The sequence below is a fragment of the Ignavibacteriales bacterium genome (assembly GCA_016709765.1).
GTDB lineage: Bacteria > Bacteroidota > Ignavibacteria > Ignavibacteriales > Ignavibacteriaceae > IGN3.
In genome coordinates, this window is sequence record JADJMD010000013.1 from 369,395 (window position 1) to 384,138 (window position 14,744).

13 protein-coding genes and 2 pseudogenes are annotated in these 14,744 nt (G+C 33.3%); all 15 read right to left on the reverse strand.

Translation table 11 applies throughout. The features are described from left to right. Complete coding sequence (locus tag IPJ23_11260; protein ID MBK7631258.1) at positions 1 to 450, reverse strand: nitrous oxide reductase accessory protein NosL; 450 nt, start codon at positions 448 to 450, stop codon at positions 1 to 3. Beyond that, positions 440 to 1,023 (reverse strand): annotated as a pseudogene (locus IPJ23_11265) (hypothetical protein). The gene IPJ23_11260 and the pseudogene IPJ23_11265 overlap by 11 nt, the downstream one beginning before the upstream one ends. Positions 1,024 to 1,076: 53 nt before the next feature. After that, positions 1,077 to 3,034 (reverse strand): annotated as a pseudogene (gene nosZ, locus IPJ23_11270) (Sec-dependent nitrous-oxide reductase). Positions 3,035 to 3,054: 20 nt separating this feature from the next. Then, complete coding sequence (locus IPJ23_11275; GenBank protein ID MBK7631259.1) at positions 3,055 to 3,555, reverse strand: cytochrome c; 501 nt, start codon at positions 3,553 to 3,555, stop codon at positions 3,055 to 3,057. 190 nt (positions 3,556 to 3,745) lie between these two features. Further along, the gene (locus IPJ23_11280) at positions 3,746 to 4,261 is read right to left on the reverse strand and encodes a GAF domain-containing protein (protein ID MBK7631260.1); all 516 of its coding nucleotides are present in this window, start codon (positions 4,259 to 4,261) and stop codon (positions 3,746 to 3,748) included. A 68-nt stretch (positions 4,262 to 4,329) separates the two neighbouring features. Then, positions 4,330 to 4,644 (reverse strand): cupin domain-containing protein, encoded by a 315-nt coding sequence (locus IPJ23_11285; GenBank protein ID MBK7631261.1) that lies wholly within the window; start codon positions 4,642 to 4,644, stop codon positions 4,330 to 4,332. Between the two features lie 589 nt (positions 4,645 to 5,233). After that, complete coding sequence (locus tag IPJ23_11290) at positions 5,234 to 7,510, reverse strand: TonB-dependent receptor (protein ID MBK7631262.1); 2,277 nt, start codon at positions 7,508 to 7,510, stop codon at positions 5,234 to 5,236. Between the two features lie 36 nt (positions 7,511 to 7,546). Further along, the gene (locus IPJ23_11295; protein MBK7631263.1) at positions 7,547 to 8,002 is read right to left on the reverse strand and encodes a hypothetical protein; all 456 of its coding nucleotides are present in this window, start codon (positions 8,000 to 8,002) and stop codon (positions 7,547 to 7,549) included. Positions 8,003 to 8,013: 11 nt separating this feature from the next. Beyond that, positions 8,014 to 8,424 carry a hypothetical protein gene (locus IPJ23_11300; protein ID MBK7631264.1) on the reverse strand — a complete coding sequence of 137 codons (411 nt, stop codon included), beginning with the start codon at positions 8,422 to 8,424 and terminating at the stop codon, positions 8,014 to 8,016. 19 nt (positions 8,425 to 8,443) lie between these two features. Beyond that, a complete protein-coding gene (locus IPJ23_11305) occupies positions 8,444 to 9,865 on the reverse strand; it encodes a DUF3943 domain-containing protein (GenBank protein ID MBK7631265.1) in 1,422 nt (473 codons plus the stop codon). Between the two features lie 35 nt (positions 9,866 to 9,900). Further along, entirely contained in the window at positions 9,901 to 11,019 is a 1,119-nt protein-coding gene (locus tag IPJ23_11310) for an ABC transporter permease (protein MBK7631266.1), read from the reverse strand. Beyond that, positions 11,019 to 12,122 carry an ABC transporter permease gene (locus IPJ23_11315; protein MBK7631267.1) on the reverse strand — a complete coding sequence of 368 codons (1,104 nt, stop codon included), beginning with the start codon at positions 12,120 to 12,122 and terminating at the stop codon, positions 11,019 to 11,021. Before IPJ23_11315 ends, IPJ23_11310 begins: the two co-directional genes overlap by 1 nt. Positions 12,123 to 12,128: 6 nt before the next feature. Next, on the reverse strand, positions 12,129 to 12,872 hold the full coding sequence (locus IPJ23_11320) for an ABC transporter ATP-binding protein (GenBank protein ID MBK7631268.1): 744 nt from the start codon (positions 12,870 to 12,872) through the stop codon (positions 12,129 to 12,131). 15 nt (positions 12,873 to 12,887) lie between these two features. Beyond that, complete coding sequence (locus IPJ23_11325; protein MBK7631269.1) at positions 12,888 to 13,832, reverse strand: ABC transporter ATP-binding protein; 945 nt, start codon at positions 13,830 to 13,832, stop codon at positions 12,888 to 12,890. Between the two features lie 6 nt (positions 13,833 to 13,838). After that, positions 13,839 to 14,738 (reverse strand): HlyD family efflux transporter periplasmic adaptor subunit, encoded by a 900-nt coding sequence (locus IPJ23_11330; protein MBK7631270.1) that lies wholly within the window; start codon positions 14,736 to 14,738, stop codon positions 13,839 to 13,841. Positions 14,739 to 14,744 lie beyond the last annotated feature (6 nt).

Consider the following 14,744-nt stretch of genomic DNA (forward strand, 5'->3'; position numbering starts at 1 on the left):
TTACATTTCTCTAACTAGCTCAAACAAATCCTTAAAATTTAATTGTTTTCCACCGTATTGATTAAAAATAGATTCGTATTGTTCTACACTTTCGACGGCAAGCACATTCAATCCCATCGGACTACGAAGTTCGTCATTCTTTAAATAAATAGCTATACTTGCATCTATAAGATTTCCAGGATTAGCATAGTTGCCAACCCACACGGAAGAATAATTATTATTATTTAATTTTTTATTATCTAAATAACCAACTAAACATTCTATTGAATCAAAAAAATAAATCTTACCCTTATCTGTAACCAACTCAGCACCATATCGTTTATCCATAACCATCATTTTGCAGAACTCACATTCGTCTTCTCCGTAATTGATTGGTTGAGGGCCCTTACTGCATGCACTGATTAAAATTGTAATCAATGATGTTACCAGAATAAAATTCTTAATTCTCATGCTTCTTACTTTTTGTATCTACATATAATGCTGCTATGTTAAGAAATATAGAAATAAATATTACTATTGCCGCAGTCGATGGTAATGAAACTGCTGAAATATTCAATAATTGCTTAGAGCCTATAAGTGGAGGCTGATATGTCATCCCAGGCACTTTTATTGGTGCATCTGGATTTAATTGATGCCCATAATCATACTCCCACATATAAAAATCATACATACCAATTACTCCAAGTATTATAAAAAGAATTAACCATATATAAATTAACTTTCTATTTTTCATATAAGCATTTAATAACCCGAATACTATCATAAAGACAATTATGTAAGGCATTATCTTTAATTCAGGGATTGATTCAGGATCAATAACTTTCATTCCGATGTAATGATTTAAGCCATTAATGCTTTGCAAATCATTGGGTTTCATGCCAGAGATCTGATCGAGCCAAATTCTTATCCCCAAACCTTCCGGATACTGCGGGGCATTCAAATCGATGGTCCAAAGCGGAAAAAGAAAGTTAGAATAAGCATTAGTGCAGCAACTGCAACCATAATTCTCGATTTAGTATTCATCATTATCCTAGAAACGTTTGGAGGGACGGGATCACATCCCTCCGAAATAATTTTTAATTTCCTAAACTAAAAGCTAATGGAACATTTGAGTTTGAAGGTGAAACTCTGACATATCCCTGCATTTCCTGATGTAACGCAGAGCAGAAGTCAGAACAATAGAATGGATAAACTCCAACTTTTTTAGGTTCCCATTTTATCGTTCGTGTTGCACCGGGCATTATTAGTAATTCGGAATTATTCATCCCTTTAATTGCGAATCCGTGAGGAACATCCCAATCCTGCTCAAGATTCGTTACATGGAAATACACAACATCGCCAACTTTAACACCTTCAATGTTATCAGGTGAAAAATGGCTTCTCATCGCAGACATATAAATATGAACCTCATTACCTTTTCTTTCAACACGTGAATCTTTTTCTCCTTTTACAGCATAAGGATTTCCATTTTCTTCGATCTTGTAAAACTTAACAGAGTTTTTCATAATTAAGTCTGAAGGAATTGCTTGTGCATAATGCGGCTCACCAACGGTTGGAAAATCAAGAAGCAGTTTCATCTTTTCTCCCGTAATATCTATAAGCTGTGCTGATTGAGTTAACTCAGGTCCTGTTGGAAGATATCTGTCTTTTGTAATTTTATTCAACGCGATAACATATTTGCCATAAGGCTTTTTGCTATCACCTCCAGGAATGCACAAATGTCCTATTGAATAGTATGTTGGAATTCTATCAACGACTTCCCAGGTTCCAATCTTCCATTTTACTATTTCAGAAGAGATGAATGCTGAGGTGTATGCATATCCATTGTCATCAAACTCTGTATGTAAAGGTCCAAGACCCGGGTCTTTAACCTCGCCAGCAACTACGGCATCATACTTTAAAATAGGTATGCCAGCAATTTCACCATCAAATTGTTTTTCTTCAATGGCTTTCATCATTTTTGTAAATGAATGGACAGGAATGACAGATGCAAGTTTTCCGCCTGCAACAATGTATTCGCCAGTCGGATCAACATCAACGCCGTGTGGTGATTTTGGTGTTGGCAAATAATACATCATACCGGGGCAATCTTTAGGATCAAGAACTTTTACCTGATTATTTTTTCTGAAACAGCTATCTGGGTTTTATGATCAACATAATTTCTATAATACTCAGCATCGTATGTTTTAGCTTTACCTTCTTTCAGATACTGCTCCGCTTTTTTCCAGTTAACCGCTGCAACGAAATCTTTATCATTTTTTGAAGCATTAATTTCTAGAAGTGAATTTGCCTGTTCGCTATTGTAGCTAGTAAAAAAAGCCCAATCGTGTGATGGACCTTTACCAGCGTGGGCAAGATCATAATTAAATCCGGGTACAATTATCTGAAATTCCAGATTCATCTTTTCCGTCTTTGGATCAAGTTTAATAAAACTGATTGTTCCTTTAAAATTTTCCTTGTAGGATGAAATTGAGACATCACTTTGAGGAATGGGAATGCTAAATCTAGTTGAGGCTATAATGTATTCTGTGTTTTCAGTAACGAATGGTGAAGCGTGGTTGCCCGCAGAATTTGGTATTTCAATAATTTCTGTTGTTTCAAATTCCTTTAAATCAATCTTTGCAACACGTGGAGTATTATTTCCGTTAATAAAAATAAATCTTCCGTCGGGTACACCGTCTGTCATAGAAAATTCCGGATGATGTGAATCATCCCAGGGGATGAATCCATACGTTGTATTAAGCATAGCTTTTGTCTCTTCAGAATATCCATATCCTGTTTCTGGATTTTGTGCAAACACAGAAATTGTTTTAAAGTGCCTGCCAGAAGGTAATCCATATACACCCATCTGTCCGCTGAATCCTCCTGAAGTAAAAAGATAAAATTCATCATAAGTGCCTGGTGCTACATAAACTTGTTCTGCCTCATTTCCTGAAAGTGAAGTTTTTGATTGATTGCATCCAGCATAGGTTAGTGCAATTAAAAATAGAATTCCAAAAGCACTCAACAAAGTTTTTCTTGAAATGTTTTTCATAAGCTGCCTTTTATTATTGGTTATTTTTCGTCTGCTATTTTTCGGAAATAATCAAGCATTGCTTTTGCTTCATCTATTGTAAGATTTTGATTTGGCATTTGAGTCAAATATTCGCCTAATAATTTTTTTGCTTCCGGATGTCGTTTATAATTTTCCTCAGGGTTAAGCATAAAGTTCAAGATGTATTCCGGACTTCTTCTTTTAAAAACATCACGCTGAGCTGGGCCAACATATCTTTCATCAAGTTTATGGCATGCCGCACATTTAGTCTCAAAAATTCCTTGACCTTTTTTAACTAGAATCGGATCAATAGCAGTTAATTCTATTTTTTGTTTAATTGGTCCAATACCATTTTCTAATTCAAAGTCCGAAAGACCACTTGCATTTACAACTTTTTTTGTATTACTAAATTTTGACGGGTCCTGAGGAGCATTATCGCCGCAGGAAATAAATGTCATAGAAAATGTGATGATAAATGCGATTAATAACTTCTGCAAAGTCAATTTGTTTTGCTGATCCATATACACTCCTTTTTATTTAATAATTATAATAAGACTTTTTTATCTGATTATACAATATATTTTTCTCATTAAAATATTAGTCGATATCTCTTAATCGGATTTTTTACTCTGATTTAAGATATTAACTTATTTTAATATTGTCAAGAACCCACAGACAATTAATTAGATTCTGATTTTCAGATATGAAATACTAGATTCCGTTATTTATATTGAACTTTTGAATGATCTCCCCGACTTCTTCAGAATAACTAAATATTTCCTCTGCTAGATGAATATCTACTTCAGAAATTTTCTCTAGAAAAAAACACAGAATTAGAATTACTTTTTCGTTGTGTATTATTGGAAAACTAATTGCTGAGTTTAATTTACTTTTTACTGCAAGATCAGCTCTTAAAAAATTTTTATCATTATAAAGATCATATATCCAAAGTAATTTTTTTTGTTGCCAAACTTGTCCTATCAATCCAATTCCCTTTGAAAATTTAAAAAATGAACTGAACTTAGAATATTTTTCAAAGTACTCCTCATTATTGCTCCAATGCCCAGACCAAATCATAAACTTTTGATCATTATCGGGTGACCATATTTCGGCGTATGGCCAGTTATTCATCAAACAAACTTTCTTTTCAAAATATAAAACCGAAGAAGATACGTTCCCCCATTGCTTTAACTCCGATATTACTGATTCAAATTCATCTTTATTCATCTTAAATTTTCTGTATAAGTAATCAACTTAATTAGTTTTTATGAACTATCTCATTAAACACTTTAAAGTCATTTAATCATAGTTAATAACATTTTTGATTTTACAGTTGCTTTCAACCCGTGAGGAATATCCGCAGGTAGCACAAGTATCTCTCCTGCTTTAACATTATAAGGATTACCGCCAATCTTAATTTCCATTTCACCATCAACCATATAAACAACTGCTTCATAAGGCGAAGTATGTTCTGTTAACGATTCATCTTTATCAAATGCAAACAAAGTAATATTTCCATTGGGTTTTTTAAGAATCTGTTTACTAACGATTGAACCATTTTGATATCCGATCGCTTCTATCAACATTTCTTTATTAGTTGTTTCTGCCATATTGTATTTACACTTTTATTGAAAGAATTTTATTAAATTGATTTAATCGGATTTTTTTGTCCGATTAAATTTATCAAGAAGATTTTACTTTGTCAAGAAATAACTGATAATAAATCAATATTGACGTTATAATAAGTGAAACAAGTATTGTAAAGAATTGTTGAAAAATTGGATGATTGAAAAATTGCAAGTGCTAATTTGAATATGCAATCGATATAAAAAGTTCTAGCAAATGTAATGCTAAGATTGAAACAAAAAATAAAAGTATTGCAAAAAGGCTTACTTATAAATCTCTCAGTTTTCCTAAAAAGAAATTAATATTAACATAAGTTCCATTTACTTTGTTTAGAACCGTGCGTATACAACTAAAAAATCCGCTTGCTGTAAAAAATAATCCAGCAAAAACAATAATTCATGTATGAACTTTCGAGCGGAGACTTTTATTTGAGATAATTTCTTCAGAAGATATTTCCTCAAAAAATTTTGAGCTGGTATTTTCATAAGAGATTAAAGATTTAACTTAAGCCAATCTGAATTCCAAATTCTAAATTATATTTTTCGATCAAAAAAAGATAAACAATAATTAAGTTTAAAACTTAGCCGTAAAACCTAAGATCGGAGTAATTCCCATATCATATCTTGGTGTAGTTATTATTTCTCCATTGGCAGTTGCTTTAAACGAGTATGAAATTATATTATCCCTATTGTACACATTCCATAAATCCAGATAAATTGAGAATGACCATGATTCAAAAATAAATTGCTTATCAATACGAATGTCTAATTTGTGATAATCAGGATAACGTACAGAATTTGTTTCTCCCTCAACCACAAAGAATGTATTGTTTTTTTCGGTTACACCAATAGCAGGAGTATATGGATTACCGGAAGCGTACTGAAACTTGGCTCCTATCTGCCAACCGTTGCCTATTTCAAGTCCGAAAATTAAATTCAGAATATGCGGTCTATCATATTCAAAATCGTATAGTGCTGCAAATTCATAATCCCGTCTTTTAGAAATTGAATACGAATATGAAGCGCTTCCAACAAATCCTTTAGTGAATTTTCTTTGTAAGGCAAATTCAATCCCTTGTGCATACCCGCTGCCTGTGTTTAACAGAAGACTGGAACTGTCAGGATCAACAAATAGATTTGAAAGTTCTTTATGATAGATTTCAATACTTGCTTTGGTATCATAACCAAATAGTTGCTCAACTCCGGCTATATAATGAGTTGCATAACTGCTTTTTAATGAAAGATTTCGTACATCTGGTGCAACTTGATAACTTGCCGGTGATTGATAATATCTTCCCCAGGCAAGATTAAAAATTGTTTTATCTGTAATATTATACGAAAGAGAAATTCGGGGACTGAAATTATTTTCTGATGTAAGAGCAAAATAATCATAACGCAGTCCAGCATTAATAATAAGCGGATCAAAAATTCGATAAGATGTTTGTAAAAAAAGAGCTGCTTTTGTTGTTGCATCTGGATTATATGAAATTGTATTGGCAGGTATTATCGTGCCGCTTCGTGTTGTATCTTCAGGCGTCCATGATTCATTGAATGAATTTATGGATTTAAATTGTCCACCAATCTTAAAATTAAATCTTGTTGATAATTTATAATTTAATTCTGATTTCAAACTCAGTTCATTTTCACGGATATCTTCTCCCATTAAAGATCGTTCCGATTCGGTACCTTGAAGAGTATTCCAACCATTGCTTGTATATGAAACCGTTGTTAAAGTAAAAGCATTTTCGGAAATGAGTGAACGCCAATTTATTCCAAATGCTGCACCATAGTCGTCTCTTGTCAAATAATCGTATCTGTTCCAGGTGGAAGGTTCATCTTTTTCTGATCCGGTACGTTCAATCTGATCTAAATAATAAAATCCTAACAGACTTATTTTATTTTTGCCGTCTAAATCATAAGTTACTTTTCCAACGGCATCATAATAACTCGGAGCAACAGGACGGTTAAGAGTACCTGTAATTAAATCGAAGAAACCACGTCTCAAAGAAAGAACCATATTACTATTTTCAATAAGCGGTCCGTCTAACATTAAACCAAATCCTGCAATATTTAAATTTACATCAGTATTAAAAACCTCTTTATTACCGTCTCGTAAACTCATATCAAAAACAGATGACATTTTATCACCATATCTTACCGGAAAACCGCCTGTGAGAAAATCAACTTTTTGAAGCAGTGCGGGATTAACAATACTTATTACCCCCATCGATTCACCAGTTCGCGCAAAATGTATTGGGTTATATACTTCAATACCATCAAGCAGTGTAAGATTTTCATCTGGACTGCCGCCTCTAACAATAAGTTGTGCACTTTTTGCACCTGCAGTTGCAACTCCTGGCATAGATTGCATCACTCTAAAAATATCTTCTGCCGAACCTGGTGATCTTCTAATTTCTTCCGGTGAAATCGTTCTAAAACTAACCGGGTTCTCATCTGGTTTATAAAAATAATCCGCTGTTACATTCACCTCATCCATTTCCATAGCAGTGGAATTTAGTTCAAAATTTACTGATTGATTTCTGTTAGGGCTTATGTTTAATTCTGTTATCACTAAAGAAAGGTAACCAATCATTGAGACTTTTAAAGAATATTTTCCAGGCACTACATCTTTTATAACATAATAACCATTCTCATCACATGCAGAACCAAGATTTGTTCCATCAATTAAGATATTTGCACCTGGAAGTGGTTGTTTAGTAATAGCGTCTCTCACTTCGCCTGAAATTATACCGGTTTTACTTTGACTAATTATCTCGCCAGTAAGGAATAGAAAAAATAACAGAGTAGTCGCAACCAGATAATGGGTGCGGAGGGATGAGGTTTTAATCAAACTTAGAATTCCTTTTTAAAAAGTAATTATTACAGACTAAAATATATTTGCTGGTGTATCCAACTTTAATTCACTTGGGATACTCAATTCATTCCCAAAAACATCTTCTTTCTTAAGCTCTTTTAGTTCCGGTTTTTCGATATCATTAAATTTTATTTTTTGCTGATCAGTTAATTGATCTTCGATATCATCTGTCAAGTCTTCAATTTTAGAGGAACGTTTGTCGTGTCCTCTTTTTACACCGATTTTTTCGAAGAAACCCGGTTCATCTCCATTATTAACTCGTTCCTTTATCTCAGCAATTATATTTCTATCCTCTTCAAGAATACTTTTTATCTGTTCGATCATTGGATTAATTTTTGAAATTTGCTGCGAGCTAAGCGATAAATAATCGTTTACTTTTTCTGTGTCCAATAGTGATATTTGACTTTGTGCGAAAATTGGAATTAATAGAACTATGCCAAAAATGACTGCAATGATTTTACTTTTCATACAATATTCTTTCATTTGTTTGTTGTTATCGTCTCATTATTTATTTCACTTGATTTATTTGTTTTCCACGTAACTAATGTAATTGCTAACCAGATTGCAGATCGGATAGTCATAGCTTGTACGCTATGCATAGATACTGGACCATCTGAAATAAAAATTACTGCTACAATAATCAGTACAGTTAAATGTAAGATTGTTACAATTGATGTTAGCATTAGTGCCTTTTTATGGTTAACCCAAATCAACACACCAACAAACAGCCCAACAATACCTATAACAACATTATAAATTAGTAGAGGTGTAAAGACAATATAATCATGTTGGGTTAGTCCAAGTAAAACCTGCGAGCCTTCAACAATTGTTAGTAGACTAAAAAGTACAGCAACAATTGCTGCTATTTTAAAAAAGAAAGTTTTGTTCATTTAAGCGTCCTTTTTTGTTTTAAATGTTCTGTGAAAGAAATAACCTGATTGCAGCGTTAGAAGTTTGAGTATCAGGGAAATATTTATAATCGCCATATCGTTCATACAATAGAAGATTCAAGCCAAGTTCTGTTTTGTTATAAATGTCAAAGCTAATTCCTGTATTCAGTAATCCAACAAATTCTTCACTCTCAGCGCCGCTTAATGTATGAATCCAGTATCTCTTAAAATTTGCAAATACATTACCAAAATCTTTTAAGGAAAATTTGATTCCGATTTTTGCACTGGCACCTGGGCCAATATTATAATCTTTCCCAAATTCGCTGGCATATTGAGAATTGGTCGCACCCATCAGGATAGCAGAAACGCCAATATGATTTATCATCGATAATTTTGAAGATAGGGGAATTGTATTTATCATTTGCCCGGTAACACTTGTAGCAGAGAGTTTATAAATTGTATTAATAAGAATATCTACTTCTTTGTAGATACCAAGTATGTTTTTTGAATTGTCAAAAAGTTTAATGCGATAACCCCAAAGAACACCGCTGGCAAAAATTCCAACAATATTATCACCCGGTCCAATATTAACATCCGTGTGTACAGTGAAATAATCGAATGGTTTATTGTGACTTGTAACAGCAAATTGATTCCCATAATTTAAATCAACACCTAAATGCACATACGATTTGCTTTTATTAAAAGTATTATCAAAAAAAACATTGTGTGCTCCTAATGAAATTAAAATACCGAAATCCTGTTGTTCTGGAGAAGCACCTGCTCTCCACATATCACCCCTAATCATTCTATTCAGCCCCTGCATAGGATCAATAAGTGTTGATGAGAACTCTCGAAGGAATCTTTCAAATCCAATTGTACTTTCATCAATGATAAGGTTTGATACCCGAAAAGATATTTCACCCAAAGTAATTCCAGTAACTGGAGTATTAACAATGTCATTATATGACGGCTGTTGATTTTCCATAAAATATTCCCACGTCAAGCTTCCGAAAAAAGCATAAGGGGCAGATTCCCAAAATCCTAGGCCATTTGATCTTGCAGCATTATAATAGTTGGCGCCGTGGAAAGGATGCCAAAATTGATTTGTTAGATAACCGTCATCATCCCACACAAAGCCATATTTTAAATTATATTTTATTGTTTCCCAATTTATATTAGACCAATTTTCACCACTTAAATATCTGTGATAGCCCCAGACACCAAAGTTTAAACCAATAATTTCAACCACCGGAAGCCAGTAGTTTTTCTCAACTTTTATTTCTGAAATAGTAGTATCATTAACATTTATAATAGAGTCATTTGATAAACCAGAAGGTAGATCTTTTGAAAAATTGGATTGTGCAAGATTTTGTTGTGTAAAAGTAATTATAAAAAAAATACCTATATAATATTTTACAAATTTGTTAATTACGTATTTCATTTTTCTTTTATTAAACAACAATAAATGCTGTGATTTTAAACAGTTTTTTTGTACTTAAATATTGCTAATCCATTAAATACGATTGCAAAACCGGTTACTATTAAAAAGTGATAACGCAAATCCCAAAAACCGCTGCCTTTTAAAACAATCATTCTCATTGCTTCAATCAAATAACGAACGGGATTGATGTACGTTAAGTATTGTGCCCAATCAGGCATATTCTCTATCGGTGAAAACAATCCGCCTAGCAAAATAAAAATTAGCATAAAGAAGTAAGCTATAAACATTGCTTGCTGCTGTGTATCTGCATAAATAGAAGTAAGCAAACCAAATCCAAGCAGTGCTATCAAATATATTCCTGCAAAAAGAAATCCAACCCAGAAACTTCCTTCGGGATAGATTCCATAAAGAATAAAGCTGATAATAAGTCCTATTATCAAAACAACTAAACCAAGTACCCAAAATGGAATTAGCTTACTTAAAATGAACTGATATTTTTTTATTGGTGAAACATTAAGCTGTTCTATTGTTCCAATCTCTTTTTCTTTTACAATATTTAATGATGCCATCAGGAAACCCACCAATGTAACAAGCAGCGCCAGCACTCCCGGAACAATGAACAATTTATAATTCATTTGCGGGTTAAACCAATTAGAACTAGTAATATCAATAGCTGGAATGGCATTTAAACGCGGTTGCTGCATCCATTGGATGCGCACATCATTATTAAAATCTCTTAATATAGTATTAGCATACGCTACAGCCAGTCCGGCAGTTTGTCCGCTTATTGCATTAGCAGCAAACAAAACTATTGTTTCATTATCTCTTATAAGATCTCGTTCAAATCCTTCTGGAATTTCAACAATCAAATCCGCTTTATCCTTTTCAACCTGATCTAATGCATCAGCGTATGTTTTAGAATTATCTACAAGTTGGAAATATCCGGAAGAAGTAAAATTATTAATAAGTTTTCTTGAATATTCGGAATGATCATTATCAACAACGCTAAGTGTAATATTCTTAATCTCATAAGTTGCAGCATATGGAAGCAGAATAAGTTGGATAACCGGTAAAGCAAAAATCATTCTTAGAATAAGTTTATCACGAAAGATTTGGAGGAATTCTTTTCTTAGTAAAAATTTTAATGTTCTCATTATAACCTGATCTTAAATCTCTTTATGCTGATTAGTAAAAATGTTCCGGTCATTGCTAATAGAATTAATAATTCTTTCCAGATTTGTTCTATCCCAATTCCCTTTATCATTATATTTTTTACGATTATGATGTACCATTTTGCAGGCACCAAATTAGATAGTATTTGCAGAATAGTTGGCATATTTGCAATTGGGTAGGCATAACCGCTTAACATTACAACAGGAAGCATTAAACCAAGCAGCGAAATTAACATTGCTGCTTGCTGTGTTTCTGTTACAGTCGAAATTAGAATCCCGAGTGATAATGCACAAAAAATATAGATAATTGTAGAAGCAATTAGTAAAAACAAACTTCCTTCAATTGGTAATCCAAGAACAAACACACTCAATATTAGAATCGTGGCTACATTTATCATTGATATTATAAAGTATGGAATTACTTTACTTATAATCACGAGCCCTGGTTGCATTGGTGAAACAAGAAGTATTTCCATCGTGCCCAATTCTTTTTCTCTTACGATTGCTATTGAAGTCATCATTGCAGAGATGAGGAGAAGAATCATTCCCATTACACCGGGTACTGAAGTGTAAGCCCCTTTTAACTGCGGATTGTAAAGCATCCGCATTTCTGTATTAATATTATAAGGTAATTTATTTTGTTGGTTCAACTCATTTTGATAATCTTTTACAATCGAGCTTAAATAATTTGTAAGAGTAGTGGCTTGGTTTGGATCAGTTGCGTCTGCTATTATTTGAAGTTGAGCTTTGTTTGAATGTGATAATTCATTTTGAAAGTTTTGCTGAAATACGATAGCCAGTTTTATTTTCCCGGTTTTAAAAGCTTCTTCAATTTGGTCATTTGAAGTAATCGATCTATCGATATCAAAATACTGAGAACTTTCAATTTTGGTTATTATACTTTGCGTGACTTCATCTTTTGAATTATCCAGTATCGCAATATTGGCATTTCGCACTTCGGTTGTAATAGCAAAACCAAAGAGAAGAAGTTGAACAATCGGCAAACCAATCAACACCAACATAGAACGAGTATCTCGTAGTATGTGATGAAATTCTTTTTTTATAAAAGTAATTAACTGTTTCATTATAAATTATTCTCCACGTTTGGCTCCGCGTGCAAGCATAATAAATACTTCATCCATCGAGTGAGCATTAAATTGTTTCTTTAATCCTGCCGGTGAATCAAGTGCTTTGATTACTCCATCAACCATAATGGAAACGCGATCACAATATTCTGCTTCATCCATATAATGCGTAGTTACAAAAACTGTTATACCGTTATGTGAAGCTTCGTAAATCATATCCCAAAATTGTCTTCTTGTAATCGGATCAACACCGCCAGTGGGTTCATCAAGAAAAACAATTTTTGGTGTGTGAAAGATTGCAATACTGAATGCTAGTTTCTGTTTCCATCCAAGCGGCAGGGAACCTACCAATTTATCAGCTTCATTTTGCAGATTTAGTTTATTGATAAGTTCACTACGTTTTTTTTCAATTTCATCATCGGATAATCCATAAATCCCGCCGAATAGCTGAATATTTTCATTGATAGTTAAGTCTTCATACAATGAAAACTTTTGACTCATATAACCAATACTTTTTTTAATCATTTCGGTTTCTTTATAAACATCAAAGCCTGCAATTGTTGCATTGCCTCTGCTTGGTTTTGAAATTCCGATTAACATTTTCATAGCTGTAGTTTTACCCGCACCATTTGCACCAAGAAAACCAAATATCTCTCCTTTAAAAACTTCAAAAGTAATTTCACTCACGGCAATAAAATCACCAAATTTTTTAGTGAGTTTATCAGTTTTTATTACAATTTCTTTATCCATCAAACTGCTCATTTCCTAAAGCCCTTCCCTTAGGGAAGGGTTGGGATGGGCTTTCATCAATTGCATAAAACGGTCTTCAATGTTTGGTTTGATTTGCTTGATCTCAAGTTCAGCGTGATCTTTTAAATATGATTTTAGTTCATTTATGTCTGGCTGTTCCTCATTTAAAACGAGATGATGATATTGCCCAAATGCAAAACAGGATTCCGTTTTAGAATAGGCTCGTAAATCGTTTAAAAGATTAAACATACTTTTTGATTTAATCGCATACAGATTTTTATCAAATCTGTTTATAATGTTTTGTGGGGTATCAATTTCTAAAATTCTACCTGTTTGAATAAGCGCAATCCTATCACACAATTTTGCCTCATCCATATATGGAGTTGAAACAAGTATACTAATGCCTTGTTCCTTTAATCGTTTTAGCATTTCCCAAAATTCTTTTCGCGAAACGGGATCAACTCCTGTTGTTGGTTCATCAAGGAAAAGAACTTTAGGTTTATGAATTAATGCACAGCTAAGAGCAAGTTTCTGTTTCATTCCACCGCTGAGTTTACCTGCACGCCTTGTTTTGAATGGTTCGAGCTGCTTGTAAATATCGGCGATTAAATCATAATTCTCTTGAACAGTCGTGTTAAAAATCGTTGCGAAGAAATTTAGATTTTCTTCTACGGTTAAATCCTGGTAGAGTGAAAATCGTCCCGGCATATAACCAACAATATTTCTGATTGCTTTATAATCTTTCACAACATCAAGCCCAAGCACTGCTGCATTTCCTTTATCAGCAAGCAGTACTGTAGTCAGAATTCTAAAGATTGAAGTTTTGCCTGCACCATCCGGTCCTATCAATCCGAAAAGTTCTCCTTCATCAACAGAAAATGAAATATCATCAACCGCTGTGATAACATCTTTTTTTGCAGCGTACGTTTTGGTGACACTATTTAATTCAATTGCATTCATAAAAAATTAGAATTTCACTTCTCCGCACATACCGATCTTTAGATAACCGTTGTTTAATACTTTTACTTTGATTGCATAAACAAGATTTGCACGTTCATCTTTAGTTTGGATTGTCTTTGGAGTAAACTCAGCTTTTGAAGATACCCAATAAATTTCTCCCAGCATCTCTTTTTGTTCACCTTCACCTTTATCTACAAATACTTTTACTTTTTGCTCAAGTTTTATTTGTCCAAGTTGATCACCATCAACGTACGCACGTAAAGTCATTTCAGAAAGATCAGCAATTTTATAAAGTGCCTTGCCATTTACAGTAATCTCATCTGGTTTCGCGTAACGGGTTAAAACTGTTCCATCAATCGGATTTTTTATAATACTCTTTTTGATTTGATCTTCAATCTGTTCAACTTGTGCGATTAGCGGAAGAGTTTCACTTTGTATCCCTTGTTTCGTAATTGTTAAACTGGATTTGGCTGCTGTGTATTGCTTGATTAAAACTTCTAACTGTGAGTTTATATCATCAAGTTGTTTTGTAGTTGCGGCATCCAATTTAACAAGATTTTCAATTCGCTTTTTCTCAACCTCAGTAGTTTCAATTTGCTTTTGAAGAGCTGCAAGTTGAGCACTAATATCAGGTTGTTTACTTAATACAGCTTTGATATTTGCCTGAAGTTGTTTTTTCTTAAGATATAATTGTGTTGTGTCAACTACTCCAACAATTTGATTTTGTTTAAGCTGCATTCCTTCTTCAACTTGAAACATTACAAGTTTTCCCATCGCTTCCGATGAAACAATAATCTCTTCTGATTCAAATGTACCCGTGGCATCAAAATCTCCATTACCATTCGAGCAGCCAAACAAAAGAGCTACAGCTAAAATAAATGCAATGTTTAAAAATCTGTTTTTCATTTTCAT